The sequence below is a fragment of the Saccharibacillus brassicae genome, assembly GCF_006542275.1.
GTDB lineage: Bacteria > Bacillota > Bacilli > Paenibacillales > Paenibacillaceae > Saccharibacillus > Saccharibacillus brassicae.
This window is the reverse complement of the sequence record NZ_CP041217.1, coordinates 4,232,598-4,251,654: the sequence shown is the minus strand read 5'-3', so window position 1 is coordinate 4,251,654 and position 19,057 is coordinate 4,232,598. Positions and strand designations below refer to the sequence as shown.

Here is a 19,057-nt window from a genome sequence, read left to right as displayed (position 1 = left end):
CAGCCGCCTCTCCAACCCCCTCACCCAAATACGTCCGTCCCCATCATCTTGCCCAGACTGCTTATCTCAAGCTCCGCGAACTTCGCCGACACTTTCGCGTCGTCGATCCGGAATTCGCACAGATCGATCGGGCATTCGACCGGCACTTCGCAGTGGATCTCGGCGAGGGAACGGGACATGTGCAGCATATCGAGATCGTTCTCGATCTTGGCGCGGACAGACTTCGTCAGTTTGTCCAGATTGGCGAGGATGCCGTCGATATCGTCGAATTCCTGGACAAGCTTGATCGCCGTTTTTTCGCCGATGCCTTTGACGCCCGGATAATTGTCGCTGGCGTCGCCCATGAGGCCTTTCATGTCGATGATCTGCGAAGGCTTGAGCCCTTTTTCTTCCATCAGGAATTCCGGCGTGTACACTTGATAGTTGCCATAGCCTTTTTTCATAATAATGACTTTGATCCGGTCTTCGGTCAGCTGCAGCATGTCGTTATCGCCCGACAAAATCTGGACGTCCATGTTCTGCTCGCGCGCGCAGCGCTTGGCGATCGTGCCGATACAATCGTCCGCTTCGTAGCCCGGCATGCCGATATTCGGAATGTCCATCGCCGCGACGACATCCTTGACGAGATCGAACTGCGGAATAAGATCGTCGGGCGCGGCGGAGCGGTTGCCTTTGTACGATTCGAACTGCTCGGTGCGGAACGTGCGGCCGCCCATATCCCAGCAGCAGGCGACGTGCGTCGGGTCGAACTGCCGGATCGCGTCCCACATATAGCGGACGAATCCGTAGATGCCGTTCGTCGGTACGCCCGCTTCGGTGCGGCGGATATACCCTTTGAGCGCCGTCGCGTAGTACGCGCGGAACAGCAGCGCCATGCCGTCGACCAGCATCAGCGTCGGCTTGCGCGCGAGGACGTTTTGCGGAAGGCTTTCGATGCCACCGTGTTCGCTCATGCCTGCTCCTCCTTTTGGCTCCAGCTTTGTGCGTACAGCTCCGGCTTGAAGCCGACTGTCACGCTTTCGCCGTCGGTGACGACCGGACGCTTGATCAGCATGCCGTTCGAAGCCAGCAGCTCGGCGCGTTCTTCTTCGCCAAGGTCGGCCAGCTTGTCTTTGAGTCCAAGCGATTTGTACACTTCCCCGCTTACGTTAAAAAACTTTTTGGAATCCAGGCCGCTGCGTGCGATCAGGTCGAGCATTTCGGACTTGGACGGCGGCTGTTCGTTGATCGGAATCAGTTCCAGCTCCCGCCCTTCGTTTTGCAGCCATTTGATCGCATTGCGGCATGTGCTGCATTTGGCGTAATGATACACTTTAAGCGAAGTCATCGGTACGATTCACATCTCTTTCTTGAGTGACTGGGCATCCGTCTCCGCGGACTGCCCGCTGTTCAATCGGCGTTCCAACTCTTCCAGATCCGGCGGAAAAGGAGCTTCGAACGTCATCCGCTCCCGCGTGCCCGGATGAACGAAAGACAGCCGGAACGCGTGCAGCGCCTGACGGTCGATCCACGTATCGAGAAGCTGCGCCTGCAGCAGCTGCGGCTCGCTCAGCGGATCAGCGGATGTATATTTATACATAGTATCTCCGATAAGCGGACAGCCGGCATGCGTCATATGGACGCGGATCTGATGCGTGCGCCCGCTTTCGAGCTCCAGCTCGACCAGCGAAGCGCGCTGCGCGTCATACCGTTCCAGCGTGCGGTAGCGGGTAGCCGCCGCGTAGCCGCCCGGCGTCACGATCCGCACATGCGGATTCTCCGGATCGCGGTCGATCGGACCTTCGATCCGGCCCGATTCCGGCTGCGGGCAGCCGTGCACGATCGCGCGGTACGTCTTGTCGACGGTACCGGCGATCATCTGCTCGGAAATATGCTGGTGCACGTACGGATTTTTGGCGATAGCCAGCACGCCGGACGTCTCGCGGTCCAGCCGGTGCACCGGGCGAAACCGCACCTGTTCGCCGCGATCCCGCCAATGCCATACGACGCCGTTGGCCAGCGTGCCGGTGTAATGGCCCTGCGTCGGATGGACGATGACGCCGGCCGCTTTGTTCACGATCAGCAGATCGCGGTCTTCGTACAGAATATCGAGCGGCATCTCTTCCGGCAAAATATCGTCCGATATTTCGCGTTCCATCCGCAGCTCGACGAGATCGCCGGCCCGGACATGGACGCTGATATAGACCCTTTCGCCGTTCAGCGTAATGCCGCGTTCGGTCATTTTGAGCCGGGAAGTCAGCTTGCGCGAGACGCCGAGCCGGTTGTGCAGCAGCGTCTTGAGCGTCCAGCCGTTCTCCCGTTCGGTCACGACGTACACGATCGGATCGTAATAGCCGAGTTCCGGTTCGATGCCTTTTTCCTGCGGAAATTCACGGCCCTGCGACCTATTCTCTACCTGTTCGTGTTGTATCGTTCGTTTGGGTATCGGTTGTTTGGGTGTTGGGCTGTTTGTTGTCGGTTCGATCTTCATTCACCCTGCTTTTGTTCAGTTTGACGATCCGGTTCTTCGCCGCCGGAAAAGACCCGGGCGCCGCGCACGTACTCCACGTCGTCGACCCGCAGCTTGAGATTGGCAGCACGCGCGGCGCTGAAAAAGTAATCCGACAGCCGGTTGAGGTACTTGAGCACTTCCGGATTGACTTCCGCTTCGTCGGACAGCGTAACGGCGCGGCGCTCCGCACGTCTGCATACGGTGCGGCAGACGTGCAGCAGAGCGGCCGGCGGACTTCCGCCCGGCAGAATAAAGCGTTCGAGCGGCGGATTGTTCGCTTCAAGCTTGTCGATCCACGTCTCCAGACGCTCCGTCATCGCCGGATGCGTCTTGTAAGGCTGCTGCTTCGCGGGCGTATACGCCAGGTCGGAACCGCAGTCGAACAGTTCCTGGCCGACGACGGCCAGCTGTTCGCGCAGATCTTTGAACCGGTCGTCGTGCAGCAGCGCCGCCGCCTGGCCGACGAAGCTGTTCAGCTCGTCGATTGTGCCGTAGGCTTCTACCCGCGCATCGTCTTTGCGTACCCGTCCCCCAATTACGGACGTCTGTCCTTCGTCTCCGGTCTTCGTATAAATGCGCATGGTCGCGTCCTCCCTTCGGCTGTCTGCCGGTGATGTCGTCTTGCGTCGGTCACGCGGCTGCGGCTTAACCTTCGGCAAGCTTCTGCAGCACTTTGATCGCCGCGTCCTTGTCGGGCGCGTTGATCAGCACGCAGGCGAGCATGCCGTCGGGCGTGTAACCGGCATCCTGGAACATCTTCATGTCTTTGACCGGAATCCCGAACAGATGCTTTTCGAGCGTGGCGTCGCGGTCTCCGTCTTTGAGCACGCCGCTTTCGAATACGCCGTCCGGATAATCGGCCTGGTCGAAGTAATCGTCGAGCACGACGTGGGCGCCGTCCTTGCCGTAAATTTTAATCGAATCCTCGGGAAGAATGACGATCGAATTGCCTCCCGCGGCGTATTCCACCAACACTTTTTGCAAATCGAACATCGGCGAATAATTGAACTCCGCTTTCAAATCCGGAACGTCGGCGTTCAATTTTTCTTGAATGACGTCGATTCCTTCGCGGCTCGATGAAGCTTTGTCCGACATAAAGATCAGAACGCCGTCTTCTTTGCCGCATCCGGCCAGCATCAGGATCGAAGCGATCAGCAGCATCCAGATCCCCATTTTTTTCCGTTTCACTCTTACTCCTCCTTGGACGTTTCCCTGGGCGCGCGCGCCCGTAATCGAAGTGGTGCTTTAACCAATATATCATACTCTTTTGCCTCAAGCATTTCCGTGCCTGCCTGTCCGCGCTCCCACGCAAAAAGGAAGAGCTTCCGCTGGGCGGGCTCTTCCTTGTCGGGCCGATCGATCGATCGTTTCGGGAGTGAATGCAGAAATCGTTCCGCGCGCTTGAAGTCCGAAAAAGACGGCGTCAGCGGACGAGCTGCATGTATTCGTTGATTTTGAGGTCGAGCCGACTGCTGATTTCGACGACGTTCACAGCGGTGAACGACTGTTCGCGGCCGAATGTTTCTTCCATTTGGGCGCGCAGAATGCGTATCTCTTCCTGCAGGAAAAGCTCGCGTTCCGCCATGGCGCCGGAAGCGTGAGCCCCGTGCTGCATATGCGGTCTTGCAGAACGTTGTCCATGCCTCGGTGTATGAAACGAAGCGGCAGACAAAAAGATTCCCCCTTGAAAAATCACCTGGTTTGATTACCCATTATATAGAAGGTATCCATTAAAATCAACTTATTCAAGAGGGAGTAATATCTCTTTTTTTTGGATTTTAACCCAATTTGCATTAAGCGCCTTCGCGCTTGACTTTGTACACGAATTGGCCGATCCGGTCCATCGCTTCGTTCAGCTGCGCAACCGAAGTCGCGTAGGAACAGCGCAGGAACCCTTCGCCGCCCAGACCGAACACGTCGCCCGGCACCGCGGCCACTTTTTCTTCGACGAGCAGGCGCTGGGCGAACGTCTCCGACGTCAATCCGGTAGACTGGATGCTCGGGAACGCGTAGAACGCGCCTTCCGGTTCGTGGCAGTCGAGTCCCGCGTCGCGCAGTCCCTGTACGACAAGCCGGCGGCGGCGGTTGTACGATTCGACCATTTTGTCTTTTTCGCCCAGCCCGTTCGTCAGCGCTTCAAGCGCCGCAACCTGGCCCATGACCGGCGCGCACATCACCGTATACTGGTGAATCTTGAGCATGGCCGAGATCAGTTCCGGGTGTCCGCAGGCATAACCCATCCGCCAGCCGGTCATCGCGAACGCTTTGGAGAAGCCGCTGACGAGAATCGTCCGGTCTTTCATGCCCGGAGCGGCGGCGAAACTTGCGTGCTTGCCTTGTCCGTAGCTGAGTTCGGCATAAATTTCGTCGGAGATCACGATCAGATCGTGCTTTTCGACCACTTTGGCGATCGGCAGCCAGTCTTCGGCCGTCATCGTCGCTCCGGTCGGGTTGCTCGGGTAGCACAAAATAAGCACTTTGGACTTCGGCGTGATGCTCGCTTCGAGCGCTTCGGCCGTCAGCTTGAAGCCGTCTTTGGCAAACGTCTCGATGCCGACCGGAATCCCGCCCCCGATCGAAGTGATCGGCGAATACGAGATGTAGCACGGCTCCGGCACGAGCACTTCGTCGCCCGGACGGATCAGCGCCCGCAGCGCCAGATCGATCGCTTCGCTGCCGCCGACCGTGACAAGCACTTCTTTTTCCGGATCGTACGAAGTGCCGAACGAGCTGTCCAGATAAGACGCGATCGCTTCGCGCAGCTCGATCATGCCGGCGTTCGACGTGTAACGCGTGTAGCCGCGCTCCAGCGAATAGACGCACGCTTCGCGCACATGCCACGGCGTCACGAAATCGGGTTCGCCCACGCCGAGCGTAATGATGTCTTTGCTCGCGCTCACGAGATCGAAAAACTTGCGGATGCCCGAAGGCTTGATATCGCGCACAAGCGGCGACAGATAGCGTTCCATCGAACCTTGTTCGGAGTCGGAAGGTTGAAGCAGGCTTCCTTTATCGTTCAGTTCCCGGTTAGTAATCATCATTTCGCATCCTTTACGGCGAGATCATCAGACGGCGGTCTTCTTCGTGTTCCTCGAAAATGATGCCGTTCTGCTTGTATTTTTTGAGAATAAAATGCGTTTTGGTCGACAGGACGGATTCGATCGGCGAAAGCTTGTCGGAGACGAAGCTGGCTACTTCCTTGAGGCTCAGGCCGTCCACTTCGACGAGCAGGTCGTAGGCGCCGGACATGAGGAAGACCGATTTGACCTGCGGGTACAAATAGATCCGCTCGGCGATCCCTTCGAATCCGCGGCCCCGCTCCGGCGTAATCTGTACTTCGATCAGCGCGGTCACTTTCTCGTCGTTGACTTTGCTCTCGTTGACGACGGTCGCGTATTTGACGATGACGCGGTCCCCTTCGAGTTCGGCCACCGCTTCGCGCACTTCTTCCTCCGGCACGTTCAGCATGGTGGACAGCAGCTGCGGCGTACGCCGCGCGTCCTCTTCCAACAGTTCGAGAATATCCAGTTTGAGCTTGTTCGTTTCTTTCACTACGCATGCCTCCAGATCGATTTCACTTGATAATAAATCGTTCGGTACTCCTTGCAAACCTTGTTGTACCTCATCTTACCCCAAAAAAACCGGTTCTGCTACCGTTCGCCGCCAATCCGAGCATACCGCCGGCGTTCCAAAAAGCGCTCCGCGCGGATGCGCCACACCACGGCATGCCAAAACCCCCGCTTCCGTAAGGAGCGGGGGTTTTGCGCGTGACGCGGGATTTTGATTTTCGGCAAGGGCCGCCGCGGACGCCGTCTCCCGGCATCCGCGCATCGGCACTCTTTTGTGGGAACCTTGTTACAAGACCTTTTTGCAGGATCTTTTTACAAGACCGAGACGCCGATCACATACGACAGCGAGATCGACAAGATCATCGAGATCAAGCCGACCGCCCGGTTATCCCGTCCGATCTCTTCATCCACCTTGAAAAACGGAGTGATGAACTCGAACAGGAAATAAGCGACCATCAGCAGCACGAACCCGACCAGCGACCACAGCATGCTCTCGTAGATGCTGGAGCCGGATTCGATACAGAAGCGCAGGATGTTGCAGATGCCGAAAATTTTGCCGCCGGTTGCCATGGCGACCGCCACGTTGCCTTTGCGGATCTCGTCCCAGCACTTGTAGCGGGTGACGACTTCGAAAATGGACAGAAAAACGACCAACTCCAGCACCGCGACCGAAAAGTAGGCCACGGCCGCTCCCATCGGAGTCGCCAGCATAGCATCGATTACCGTATTCATGCGCGTTCCGCCTCCGCCCTGTCCGTTACTTGAGCTCGGCTACGGTGACGCCGTTGCCGCCCTCGCCATAATTGCCGAGCCGGTACGACTTGACCAGTTTGTGCCGGCGCAGATGTTCCTGGATGCCGGTGCGCAGCACGCCCGTGCCTTTGCCGTGAATCAGATACACCTGGCCGAGGTTCGACAGAAACGCTTCGTCGATAAAGCGGTCGGCTTCCATCAGCGCTTCTTCCAGGTTCGCGCCGCGCAGATCGAGCTCGGAGCGGGTGCTGTCGTCCTTCGTGCGCTTGACCGCCGTCACCGGCTTCTGCTTGGGCGCCGTGACCGGAGCGCTTTGCACTTTCTCCAGCGAAGACAGCGCCACTTTCATCTTCATGATGCCGAGCTGGACCATCGCTTCCTTGCCGTCCAGTTCGATCACGTGGCCGCGCTGGCCAAGGTTCGCCAAAATCACTTCGTCGCCCGGTTCGATCTTCTGCGATACCTGGGCGCCGGACGGCTTTTTGCTCTTTTTGACGCGGGTGGCCGGTTCGGCTTCGTCCAGCTGGCGGCGGGCCGCGATCAGCTTGTGTTCCTTGACCGAGGCGCCTTCTTCCATCGCCAGGCGGCGCAGTTCGGACACGACTTCGTCGGCTTCCTTGCGGGCTTTGGCGATAATGTCGCGCGCTTCGTTCTCGGCTTTCTCGAGTCTCGCGTCGCGCTGGGATTCCTGCTTCTCCAGTTCGCGTTCCTGCCGCGTCCGCAGCTCTTCGATCTCGCGGCGCAGCCGTTCGGCTTCTTCGCGCTCGGCTTCGGCTCCGATCCGGTTCTCTTCCAGCGCGCTGATCATGTTCTCGACGCGCAGGTCTTCTTCCTTCACTTCGCCGCGGGCAAAGCTGAGAATTTTGCCCGGCAGGCCGAGGCGCTCGGCGATCGCGAACGCGTTGCTTCGTCCCGGCACGCCGACAAGCAGCCGGTAGGTCGGGCTCAGCGTCGCCACGTCGAACTCCATGCTGGCGTTGATAACGCCGTCGCGCTCGTACGCGTACGCTTTGAGTTCGCTGTAGTGGGTCGTCGCGACCATGCGGCAGTTGAACTGGTGGATATATTCGAGGATGGCGATCGCAAGCGCCGAACCTTCCGCCGGGTCCGTGCCCGCGCCCACTTCATCGAGCAGGACGAGACTTTTCGGCGTCATGTCTTTCAGGATGCGAATGATGTTCGTCATATGGCTGGAAAACGTACTGAGGCTCTGCTCGATGCTCTGCTCGTCGCCGATGTCCGCGTAGATCGCGTCGAACACGCACAGTTCGCAGCCTTCGTCGGCCGGTACGAACAGACCGGACATCGCCATCAGGCTGAGCAGGCCGATCGTCTTGAGCGTGACCGTCTTGCCGCCCGTGTTGGGGCCGGTCACGATAATGCTGGAAAATTCCCCGCCGAGCTCGACGTCGAGCGGCACGACATGTTTGGGATCGATCAGCGGATGGCGCCCTTTGCGGATACGCAAATACCCGCGGTCGTTGACGGTCGGCTCGGTCGCTTTCATGCGGTGGGCCAGACGGCCCTTGGCGAAAATGAAGTCGAGCTGGGCCAGCACGTCGACGTCGTACGCGATCAATTCCGCCTGTTCGCCGACCGCGGCGGTCAGCTTCTGCAAAATGATCTCGACTTCGCGCGTCTCGCGCAGCTTCGTCTCGCGCAGCTTGTTGTTCATCGCCACGATCGCTTCCGGCTCGATAAACATCGTCGCGCCGGAACTCGATTGGTCGTGCACGATGCCGCCGAAGTGCGAGCGGTATTCGGACTTGACCGGGATAACGAAGCGGTCGCCGCGAATCGTGATGAGCTGGTCCTGAAGCATCTTGGAGACGCTCGACGAACGGATCATCGATTCCAGCTTCTCGCGGATGCGGGATTCGCCCCCGCGCAGTTCGCGCCGGACGGCCGCAAGCGTCGGGCTGGCCGAATCCAATACTTCGGCCGAATCGCCGATGCACGAATTGATCAGGCGCTCCAGCTCTTTCTGATCGGAGATCAGCTCGGCCAGGCCGTCGAGCAGTTCGACCGGATGCTCTTCGTGCAGCGTCTGGATGAACCGGCGCAGGCGGCGCGAGCCGTACAGCGTCGTCGCGATGCCGAGCAGCTCGTGCGGATTCAGCATGCCGCCGATCCGCGCGCGCTGCACGGCCGGACGGATATCGACGATGCCGCCGAACGGCGGCGAGCCTTTCAGGCGATCGACGTGGAACGCTTCGTGCGTGGCCTGAAGCAGCTTCTGCACCGACGACAGGTCGGTATCGGGCTTCAGTGCGCGCGCCGCTTCTTTGCCGAGCGACGTCTGCGCCTGATCGGCCAGCGCGTTCGAGATGTTCGCATATTGTAAAATTTCGAATATTTTATCGTTCAAGAACGTGACAACTCCTTATCGGTTCTGGAGGCCCTGCAGGCACCCCGTCCCTTAATTATACCGGATTACGGCCCCGGAAACCATGTATATCGCCGATCCGGCGCAGCCGCTCTAGCGCTGCCGCGAAGCCCGCTCCGCCCAAAAAGCCTTCCCGAACCCGGCCGGATCGGCCGGATGTTCGAAAAGGCTTGGCGGAAACGGACCGGATTCCTGCGTATCGCCTCCGCAAGCGGCGGCGCCGGGCCGGATGTTCTATTCGCGCCGGGAGACCGTATCCCGGCTTGCGTCGTACTTTTCGACCCGGTTTTTGCCGGACCGTTTGGCACGGTACAGCGCCGCGTCGGCTTTGCCGAACAGGCTCTCCGGCGTATCGTCGGGCAGGCATTCGCTCAACCCGACGCTGATCGTAACCGGATGGTTGCCCATGTAGGAGTAGTTGGCGCCCTGCACCGCTTCGCGGATACGTTCGGCGTAAGCGGCCGACTCTTCGGGCGTTTTCTCCGTGAAAATGACCGCGAACTCCTCGCCGCCGTAGCGGGCGGCAAAGTCATTCGGCGAAATGGTCATTCGAATCCGGATCGACACTTCCTTGAGCACCAGATCGCCGATCAGATGCCCGTAGGTGTCGTTGATCTTTTTGAAATTGTCGATATCGAGCACGGCTACCTGAATCTGCAGCCCGTTGCGCTTGCATTGGTCGACCAGATCTTCGAGATATTCGTAGAACGTCTGGTGATTGTAGAGCTGCGTCAGCGCATCGGTCTTGATCAGGCGCTGCGAGACCGCATTATCGACAAGCAGGTCCTGCTGCGATTTGGTCAAATGCTCGACCTGCCGCCCGATTTCGATCGCGCGGATCAGAACGGTACGCCCGAGCAGCAGCGCCGCCGCCAGCATGAATTCCATGAGCAGGAAATGTTCGATCTCCCGGCCGTAGACCGGACGCTCGACGATAAAATAAAAGGCGGCGTACAGCGCGATGTTCGCGGTGCCGAACAAGTTCAGCAGCTTCCCGTCGAAATAAATGAGCGGCACGAACATCGGGAAGATCAGCAGGATGCCGGGCGCGTTTTCCGTGTACAGGCCCAGATTCAAATAATTGATGTAGGCCATCGTCAGGCTGACCCCGGCGACGATCTGCCGGCCGTACCGGCGAAACGACGCGTGCAGCAGTTCGCCCAGCGCCGCGACCGTGAGCACGAGCAGGCTGCCCACCGTCAGCGAGACCAGATCGGCCCGGCCTTCGCCGCCGTTGCCGGTCAGGAAATACGACAGTTCGACGACGAATACCATCGCCGCCACGATCCAGTAAGCGTTCAGAATCTGCCGGTTCAGCCGGTCCACGTTACCCATGGCTCACCTTACCGCTGCTCGTGTTCCAGCATTTCCATCCATTCGTTGTACTCTTTTTGCAGCGCCGCGTACTCCTGCTGCAGCTTGGCATGTTCCCGGTCGGCCTCTTCACGCTTTTCTTTCTCCATTTCGCGTTCGACATGAAGAATGCGGAGCTGATGGGAAAGAACTTCATACTGCTCCGTCACCTGCCTCAATTCGTTTTGCCGGGCGGCGGCATCCGGCGGTTCCTGCCCGCTTTGCGCCTGAATATCTGGCGCATGGCTCTCTGGCATCCGGTCGTCTGACCGGGCGGCGGACAATTGCCGTTCCAGTTCGGCCTTTTCTTCGGCCCAGCTGCCGCGGCTTGCTCTCAGCTGTTCCAGTTCGGCGTTCAGCCGGGCGCTGCGCGCTTCGAGTTCCCGGCCGCTCTCCCGCAGCGTGCGCAGTTCTTCCTGCAGCCGCTCCTGTTCGCCGGAAGCTTGCAGGGCGCGTACGACCGTTTCTTCCAGCTTGCGCTCCGCGGCGTTCTTCTGCTTGACGAGCGACCGTTCGCGTTCGCCGGCTTCTTCCAGTTCGCGGCGCTGGCGCGCCGTCTCGATACGCCACGACGCTTCGCGACCGCCGAATTCCGCCACGCGGGAAGACAGCCGTTCGCGTTCCGCCTGCCACTGCGCTTCGGCTTCGCCCACACTCTCGGCTTCCCGACGCGCTTGTTCCAGCGCTTCGGCCGCTTCGCTTCCGGCGAGCCGCGCTTGTTCCAGCTCGGCTTCCAATCCGCCGATCCGCGCTTCCAGACCGCCGGCGCGTTCGTTCAGCTGGTCCGCCGCGCGGCGCGCCTGCGCAAGCTGCGCTTCAAGGTCGCTTTCCCGGCGTTCCGCGGAACGTTCCCGTTCGCCGGAAGCAGCCAGTTCGTTCTCCAGCCGCGCGTATTCCCGCGCCCGCTCCGCTTGCCCGGCGCTCAGCGCTTCGAGCCCGCGTTCCAGTTCTTCCTTCTGCTCGCGCAGGCGGCCGACCTGTTCTTCCAGATCGCCCGTCAGGCGCTCCTGGCGCAGCCGTTCTTCCGTCCATTCGCTTTCGAGCTGCGCGTACCGGTCCAGTTCCCCGGACATCTGCGCCAGGCGCTGCTCAAGTCCGGCCAGATGGCTGCGCAGCCCGTCCAGCTCGCTGGACAGCTCGCCGCCGCGGCGCACCGCGGAATCGTGCTCGCCGCGCACGCGCTCAAGCTCCGCCTGCACGCTTGCACGCTCGTCCGCAAGCTCCCGCTCGCGCTGCCCGGCTTCGCCGAGGCGTTCGGCGAGCGTATCGCGCTCGGCCGCAAGTTCGCCCGCTTGTCCGCGCAGCTCGTCCAACTGCGCAGCCGAATCCCGCTGCGCCTGCTCCAGCGCTTCGAGCGAGCGGCCGGCTTCGGCCAGCTTCGCTTCGAGGCCGCCTTTTGCTTCTTCGAGCAGCAGCACTTCTTCGGTCAGCGCCTCTTCGCTTGCGCCCAGTTCGCCGACGCGGCTTTCCAGACGCGCCGTCGTCTCTTCCAGTTCCCGGCTCCGCGCTTCCAGGCGGGCTTCCAGCGCTTCCCGCTGAGCGTCAAGCTCGCCGATCCGGTCGTTTGCGCCGCGCAGCTCGTCTTCGAGGCGCTCCCTGCTCCCGGCCAGACGCCCGGCTTCCGCGCGGGCCGCTTCCAATTCGCCTTCAAGCGCACGCTTCTCGTCCGCAAGCGCGGCTTCGCTCTCGGCCAGCGCCGCCAACTGCAGCGTCAGCGCCGCTTCGGCTTCCGCCTGCCGCGCGCCTTGTTCGCGCTCGGCCGCAAGGTCCGCGGACAGGGACTCCTTGTCCGCAAGCAGCGCTTCGCGCTCCTGCCGCGCCGCCGCAAGGCCGGCTTCCAGTTCGGTTCGGGCCGCGTTCAGCGACGCGGCATTCTCCCGCTCGCCGCGAAGCTGCTCCTGCAGCGTTCCGCGCTCGCTTTCGAGCTCCGCGATGCGCGACCGCAGGCTCTCCGCCGCCGTCTCGCGCTCGCGCATCTCGCTTTGCAGCGCGCGCTCGCGCCCGACAAGCCCGGTCACTTCCTCTTCCAGACGAACCGCTTCGCCGGTCAGATACTCCTCGCTTTCGCCCAGCTCGCGCACGCGATCTTCCAGGCGGACGCGGACTTGTTCCAGTTCGCGGCCCGCGGCTTCCAGCTCGCCGAGCCGGAGTGCCGATGCGGCAATCCGGGCGTCGCGTTCTTCCGCCGCTTGTTCCAGTTCCTGGCGGCGAAGTTCCCATGCCGCTTCGGCTTCCCCATACTGCGCAAGCCGTCCGCTGAGGGCGGTCTGCTCTTCGTCCAGGGAGACAATCCGGTCCTGCGCGCTGCGCAGTTCGGCTTCAAGGCCGGACTTCTCGCCGTTCAGCGAGGCCAGCTCCTGCGCCAGACGGTCGCGCTCGGCGCTCGCCGACGACCATTCGCCGTTCAGGCGATCTTTTTCTTCGCTCAGCGATATCCATTCTTGTTCCAGCGTATCCTTTTCGGCCGTCAGCCGCTCCAGACGTTCTTCCAGATCCCGCTTGTCGCCGCGCAGCGACTCTTGCTCGGTCTCGAACCGGACTGTGTCCGCTTGCGCCGCTTCAAGCCGCTCTTCCAGAAGCTGCTTCTGCTCGCGGACCGAACGCAGTTCTTCTTCCAGACGCAGTCGGTCCGACGCCGCAGCCGAGAGTTCGTCCTGCAGCCGGGCTTGTTCGCCCGCCGCGGCTTCCAACTCCTGCTGCAGCCGCGATTGGCTCTCGCCGAGGGTCGCCAATTCGCCGGCCAACCGGTCCCGATCCCCGGACAATCTTTCCAACTCCCGCTCCAGACGTTCTTTGTCCGCCGATACGGTCTGGAGTTCGAGTTCCAGGCGCTGCTTGCCTTCGCCGAGCGTCTCCAGTTCGCCGCCGAGACGAACCGTCTCCGCCTGGCGTTCTTCGATCGCACGGTTCAGTTCGCCGCGGGAAGCTTCCGCTTCCTCAAGCAGCGATTCGAACGTGTCTTTCTCCGCCTGCCAGGACCTTTCGCGCTGCGTCCACGCTTCGAGTTCAGAGGCAAGCGCCGCGTTCTCCGAAGCGCGGGCCGCTTCGGCTTCCGCCAATTCGGCCGCGCGGCGCTCGAGCGCTTCGCGTTCCTGACGCTGAACGTCCGTCGCTTCGCGCAGCCGCTCGCGCTCTTCGCGCAGATCCTGTTCCGTCTGCCGCGCGTCCGCAATCTCCGCTTCCAGTTCGCCGCGGCGCGTCTGCTCCGCCGCTTCCCGTCCGCGCAGCTCTTCGAGCTGCCCGCGCGCTTCTTCGTACCGCTCGGACAGTTCTTGCTCGCGCATTCGCGTCTCGCCGAGTTCCGATTCCAGGCGCGCATGTTCTTCGCTCCAGATCGTCTCGCCGTCTTCCAGCTCGCCGACTCTCGTCTCCAGCTGCTGGCGGACTTCCGTCAGCGCGCGCAGGCCTGCTTCCAGTTCCCCGGCGCGCAGCGCAGCCGCCTCGCCTTCGCTCCGCAGCCGCGCTTCGGCTTCTTGCAGCGCGGACAGCTCCGCGCCAAGCGCAGCACTCTCCTCGGCCGCGCGTTCGCCGGCCGCTTGCAGCTCCGAGACGCGGGCTTCCAGCCCGGCGCTCAGCTCGTTCAGGCGGGACTCTTCTTCGCGCAGCAGGCCGAGTTCGAGTTCCAGTTCTTCGCGCTTCGACTCGCTCTCCGCCAGGCGGGCGCGCAGTTCTTCGAGTTCCTGTTCGAACGCTCCCGCCCGTTCGCGGCTGTGGGCCAGCGCTTCTTCGCCTTGGCGAAGTTCCAGACGGGCCGTTTCGAGCTCGCTGGACAGCCCTTCCTTGGCCGCGCGTTCCGCCGAGAGATCGCGGCCCGCTTTTTGCAGCGCGTCGCGCGACGCGCTGCCGCTTTTCTCCGCTTCGGCCAATTTGCTCTCGAGCTGCCGCTTCTGTCCGTTCAGCCGTTCCAGTTCGGCGTTCGCTTTGCGCAGTTCTTCGCGGCGAGCCGCAAGTTCCCGGTCCGCTTCCGCAAGCTTGGCGTTCTCGGCGCGCAGCGCTTCTTCGGCCGAAGCCTGCTCCGCCGTCCGTTCGCGCAGCTGCGCCGTCTCGGTCTCCAGGCGATCGGCGCGCGACAGAGACTCGTCAAGCCGCTCCTGCAAGTCCTGGTTCACGATGTTCGTCTCGGCCATATTGACCGCGGCGAGCACGGCAATCCGCACCGTATCGAGCCTCGGATGGCCGGCCGCGATCGCGCTCATGCGCTCGTCGACCAGGTGGGCGACACGCTTCACATACTCCTGGCTGCTGCCGAAAATTTTATAGGACGTTCCGTAAATCTCTACGCTGACTGTTTTTCGTTCAGCCATATCCGCCCGCTCCTCTCCGTGTTTTAAATTGTGTTGACGTCCAACATTTTCTTATATGGCGCGTCGGCAGCATGCCGCCGCGCAGGCGTTCAGTCGCCTATCGGTTGTGTAAGGTGGATGGATCGGGACGATCGCGGCGGCCGGCATACTCCGGGTGGAGACTGCCGATTCCGCTCGCCGGCGAAAGTCCGCCTATCGGGTTATGACGCCTTCGCCGCCCGAAAGTTGCTATAGGGCCGCGGCCGGGCCGCGTTTTTCGGTACCGACGGACAAAAACCGCATCCCTCTTCAGGACGCAGGTCCGCGGCGGACCGTATTCCTAGAAGAATTCGATGCGGTTTTGTCCTTCTCCTGCCGGAGACTGCTTACTTTCTCAATTCGGCCGCAAAAGTTTGTTCCAGCGCCGTCACAACGTTATGCTGGGCGGCCGCCACTTCTTCGTCCGTCAGCGTGCGTTCCCCGTGCTGGTATGTCAAAGCCAGGGCGACGCTTTTTTTGTCGGCAGCGACGCGGTCTCCCGTATAGACGTCGAACACGCGCACGTCCTGCAGCAGTTCGCCCGCCGAACCGCGGACGGCCGCGATCAGCGCAGAAGCTTCGACGTTCAGGTCGACCACGACGGCGATATCGCGCTGCGCGGACGGATAGCGCGGCAGATCGCGGTATTCGATCTCCGGCGCTGCTGCCGCGTACAGATCGTCAAGGCAAATCTCGGCCGCGTACGTATCGTCGAGATCGTAATCGCGCTGCAGCTGCGGATGCAGCTGGCCCAATACGCCGACGCGCTTATCCGGCGCGGACACCCGATAAAGCGACGCGGAACGGCCCGGATGGAATCCGTCCGGCGAGTCGGCGCGGAATTCGACCTGCAGGCCGAGTTCGCCGAGCACGCTCTCCACGGCGCCTTTGAGATCGAAGAAATCGACTTTGCGCGCCGCGGCGCCTACGGTCTCGTCCGTGCGGCTGCCGGCCATAAGCAGAGCCAGCATGGTCAGTTCGGTCGGCTGCTTCGTCGCTTTTTGCTCGCTGCCGTGGAACACGGTGCCGACTTCGAACAGCGACAGATCGGCGTTCTTGCGATTGCGGTTGTACTGCGCCGCTTCCAGCAGCAGCGGAACCAGCGTCGTGCGCAGCACGCTGCGGTCTTCGCTCATCGGCATCGCCAGCGGCACGGCATGGCTGCCGGCCGAGAAAGCGGTGAAGCGCTGCGTGTTCTCCGGGCGGGTGAACGAATACGTTACCGCTTCATGGAACCCGCCGTGGGTCAGCGTGCGGCGTACCGCGCGGCGCACCGATTGCGACTTCGTGTACGCGCCCGGCGTCGTCGGTCCTTCGATGACCGTCGACGGAATATTGTCGTAGCCGTGAATCCGCGCCACTTCTTCGATCAGGTCGACGTCGCGCGTAATATCGCCGCGGCGCGTCGGCACCTGCACGTCCAGCACGCCCTGCGCGCTGTCGGCGCATTTGAAGTTCAGGCGCGCGAAGATCGCTTTCACTTCCAGCATCGAAATGTCGGTGCCGAGGTACGCGTTCAGCTTCGGCAGCGACAGCGACAGCTTTTGCTCCGTCACCGCTCCGCTTTTGCTCTCCACGATGCCGTGCAGCACGGCTCCGCCCGCATGGCGCGACAGCAGCAGCGCCGCCCGGTCCAGCGCCGCGATGACGGCCGACGGATCGACTTCTTTTTCAAAACGCAGGCTCGCTTCCGAGCGCAGACCGAGCTTTCTCGACGTTTTGCGGACGGAGGAACCGGCGAAGCGCGCCGATTCCAGCGCGATATTGACCGTCGAAGCCGTCACTTCCGTCTCGGCTCCGCCCATAACGCCGGCGAGCGCCGCCGGACGGTCGCCGCCGGTAATAAGCAGCATCGACGGATCGAGCTTGCGCTCCTGCCCGTCGAGCGTCGTCAGCGTTTCGCCTTCGCGCGCCGAACGTACGCCGATCTCCGGCCCGAGCTTGTCCGCGTCGAACGCGTGCAGCGGCTGCCCGCATTCCAGCATAACGTAGTTCGTAATATCGACGACGTTGTTCGTCGGACGTATGCCCGCGGCCATCAGCCGGTTCTGCATCCACTGCGGCGAAGGGCCGATCTGAACGCCCGAAATGTAGCGGATCGCGTAATGCGGGCTCAGTTCGCCGTTCTCGACCGTAACGCTCACTTTGCCCGAAGCCGGGCCGCCCGTCTCGATCAGGTCGATCGCCGGCAGCTTCACTTCGCGGCCCAAAATGGCCGCCGTCTCGTAAGCCGCGCCGATCATGCTGAGGCAGTCGGAACGGTTCGGCGTGAGGTCGAATTCCAGCACCGCGTCGTCCAGGCCGAGCACCTGCGTGATCGGCAGGCCGATCTCGGTGCCTTCCGGCAGCACGAGGATGCCTTCCTGCTGGTCTTTCGGCAGCAGCTTGTCGTTCATGCCAAGCTCGCTGGCCGAGCAGATCATGCCCTGCGAAGCGACGCCGCGCAGCTTGGCGTTTTTGATTTTGAAGTTGCCCGGCAGAACCGCGCCCACGACCGCGACCGGCACTTTTTGGCCCGCATCGATATTTTTCGCGCCGCAGACGATTTGCAAGTCTTCGCCCGTTCCGGCGTCGACGGTGCAGACGTTCAGCTTGTCGGCGTCGGGATGTTTTTCCTTGTGCTTGACATAGCCTACGACTACGCCCTGCACCCCTTGATTGCGCTGCTCGATCTCGTCGATCTCGATACCGGAGCGCGTAATTTTCTCTGCCAATTGTTCAGGCGTCACGCCTTCGATGCTTACGTATTCGGATAACCACTGCGTCGATACTTTCACTGCCCGCTCACTTCCTTCTTTTCTAATATGGACCTGCGTTTACGCTTCTATTGACGGGCGAACTGGTTCAGGAACCGTTCGTCGTTATTGTAGAAATGACGGATGTCGTCGATGCCGTATTTGAGCATCGCGAGACGTTCGGCGCCCATGCCGAACGCAAATCCGCTGTACTGCTCCGGATCGTAACCGCTCATCTCCAGCACGCGCGGATGCACCATGCCGCAGCCGAGCACTTCGAGCCAGCCCGTGTTTTCCGCGCCTTTTTTCCGGTAACTGACGTCCACTTCCGCACTCGGTTCGGTGAACGGGAAAAAGCTCGGGCGCATGCGGATCTGCGTATCGCTGCCGAACAGCTCCTGCATAAGCCGCAGCAGCGTGCCTTTGAGGTCGCTCATACGGATGTTTTTGCCGATGACGAGCCCTTCGATCTGGTGGAACTGGAACGAATGGGTCGCGTCGTCGTCGTCGCGGCGGTACACTTTGCCCGGGCAGATGATCTTGACCGGCACTTCGCCGTCCATCTTCTGCATCGTGCGCACCTGAACCGGAGACGTGTGCGTACGCATCAGCAAATCTTCCGTTATATAGAAGGAATCCTGCATATCGCGCGCCGGATGGTCTTTGGGCAGGTTGAGCGCTTCGAAGTTGTGGTAGTCGGTCTCGACTTCCGGTCCTTCGGAGATCTGGTAGCCCATGCCGATGAAGATCTGTTCGATCTCTTCGATGATCCGGTTCAGCGGATGCGCCGCGCCGCGCGGCAGCTTGCGTCCCGGCAGCGTGACGTCGATCGTCTCGGACGCCAGGCGGCGCTCCGTTTCTTCGCGTTCGAACCGCTCGCTGTGCGCACTTACGGCCGCGTCGATCGCGTCGCGCACTTCGTTCGCCAGCTGCCCGATAACCGGACGTTCTTCGGCGGACAGTCCGCCCATGCCGCGCAGAATCTCGGTCAATTTGCCTTTTTTGCCCTGATATTTGACGCGCAGTTCGTCGAGCTGCTTCGCGTCCGCTACGCTGTGAAGTTCCTCAAGCGCTTCGGCTTTCAATTGTTCCAAACGTTCTCTCATCGTCCGCAGACTCCTTTCCCGCCAAGGGAAGTATTCGATCGTGATCTCTTTTGCCAAAAAAAGGCCCGAAAAACAAAAAGATCTTCCCGCCCCAAGGGACGAAAAGATCGCGTTACCACCCTAATTCAGAAGTTTTCCCGCCGGATACCGGCAATCGGGAAACTCGCGGCCGCAGCGGCCGACTTCTCTCGGAGACGAAGATAACGGGTCGTCGACCCGGCTGTCCTAGTGCGAAGCGCAGGGCGCCCGGTTCAGACAGCGGCTCCGGAGCGAACTTCGGCATCGGCGTTGTCGCGAAAATGCTCTCAATCCACGGCATTTTCTCCCTGTTCGGCGTCGGCG

At 61.4% G+C, this 19,057-nt stretch carries 14 protein-coding genes; all 14 read right to left on the bottom strand.

All coding sequences use genetic code 11. From position 1 onward, the window contains the following. Positions 1-20 precede the first annotated feature (20 nt). The 14 genes from FFV09_RS17630 to pheS all read right to left on the bottom strand — a co-directional run bounded on the left by FFV09_RS17630 (position 21) and on the right by pheS (position 18,715). Positions 21-953, bottom strand: coding sequence for a 5'-3' exonuclease (locus tag FFV09_RS17630; RefSeq protein WP_141449043.1), 933 nt, complete (start codon positions 951-953; stop codon positions 21-23). After that, the gene (locus FFV09_RS17625; protein ID WP_141449042.1) at positions 950-1,327 is read right to left on the bottom strand and encodes an arsenate reductase family protein; all 378 of its coding nucleotides are present in this window, start codon (positions 1,325-1,327) and stop codon (positions 950-952) included. The genes FFV09_RS17630 and FFV09_RS17625 overlap by 4 nt, the downstream gene beginning before the upstream one ends. Before the next feature lie 9 nt (positions 1,328-1,336). After that, on the bottom strand, positions 1,337-2,470 hold the full coding sequence (locus FFV09_RS17620) for an RluA family pseudouridine synthase (RefSeq protein WP_141449041.1): 1,134 nt from the start codon (positions 2,468-2,470) through the stop codon (positions 1,337-1,339). Further along, positions 2,467-3,072 carry a cob(I)yrinic acid a,c-diamide adenosyltransferase gene (locus FFV09_RS17615; protein ID WP_141449040.1) on the bottom strand — a complete coding sequence of 202 codons (606 nt, stop codon included), beginning with the start codon at positions 3,070-3,072 and terminating at the stop codon, positions 2,467-2,469. The genes FFV09_RS17620 and FFV09_RS17615 overlap by 4 nt, the downstream gene beginning before the upstream one ends. Before the next feature lie 64 nt (positions 3,073-3,136). Continuing rightward, a complete protein-coding gene (locus FFV09_RS17610) occupies positions 3,137-3,679 on the bottom strand; it encodes a hypothetical protein (RefSeq protein ID WP_141449039.1) in 543 nt (180 codons plus the stop codon). A 235-nt stretch (positions 3,680-3,914) separates the two neighbouring features. Continuing rightward, positions 3,915-4,106: an aspartyl-phosphate phosphatase Spo0E family protein gene (locus FFV09_RS17605; protein ID WP_141449038.1), complete on the bottom strand. Its 192-nt coding sequence runs from the start codon at positions 4,104-4,106 to the stop codon at positions 3,915-3,917. 178 nt (positions 4,107-4,284) lie between these two features. Then, the gene (locus FFV09_RS17600) at positions 4,285-5,460 is read right to left on the bottom strand and encodes an aminotransferase class I/II-fold pyridoxal phosphate-dependent enzyme (RefSeq protein WP_141450521.1); all 1,176 of its coding nucleotides are present in this window, start codon (positions 5,458-5,460) and stop codon (positions 4,285-4,287) included. Between the two features lie 82 nt (positions 5,461-5,542). Then, positions 5,543-6,043: an Lrp/AsnC family transcriptional regulator gene (locus FFV09_RS17595; protein ID WP_141449037.1), complete on the bottom strand. Its 501-nt coding sequence runs from the start codon at positions 6,041-6,043 to the stop codon at positions 5,543-5,545. A gap of 329 nt (positions 6,044-6,372) precedes the next feature. Then, complete coding sequence (locus FFV09_RS17590) at positions 6,373-6,792, bottom strand: DUF350 domain-containing protein (RefSeq protein ID WP_141449036.1); 420 nt, start codon at positions 6,790-6,792, stop codon at positions 6,373-6,375. Between the two features lie 25 nt (positions 6,793-6,817). Beyond that, positions 6,818-9,181: an endonuclease MutS2 gene (locus FFV09_RS17585; protein WP_141449035.1), complete on the bottom strand. Its 2,364-nt coding sequence runs from the start codon at positions 9,179-9,181 to the stop codon at positions 6,818-6,820. 252 nt (positions 9,182-9,433) lie between these two features. Next, the gene (locus tag FFV09_RS17580; protein ID WP_141449034.1) at positions 9,434-10,534 is read right to left on the bottom strand and encodes a GGDEF domain-containing protein; all 1,101 of its coding nucleotides are present in this window, start codon (positions 10,532-10,534) and stop codon (positions 9,434-9,436) included. 8 nt (positions 10,535-10,542) lie between these two features. After that, entirely contained in the window at positions 10,543-14,856 is a 4,314-nt protein-coding gene (zapA, locus tag FFV09_RS17575; protein ID WP_141449033.1) for a cell division protein ZapA, read from the bottom strand. Between the two features lie 365 nt (positions 14,857-15,221). After that, positions 15,222-17,651, bottom strand: coding sequence for a phenylalanine--tRNA ligase subunit beta (gene pheT, locus FFV09_RS17570; RefSeq protein WP_141449032.1), 2,430 nt, complete (start codon positions 17,649-17,651; stop codon positions 15,222-15,224). 47 nt (positions 17,652-17,698) lie between these two features. Continuing rightward, positions 17,699-18,715 carry a phenylalanine--tRNA ligase subunit alpha gene (pheS, locus tag FFV09_RS17565; protein ID WP_141449031.1) on the bottom strand — a complete coding sequence of 339 codons (1,017 nt, stop codon included), beginning with the start codon at positions 18,713-18,715 and terminating at the stop codon, positions 17,699-17,701. Positions 18,716-19,057: the final 342 nt, after the last annotated feature.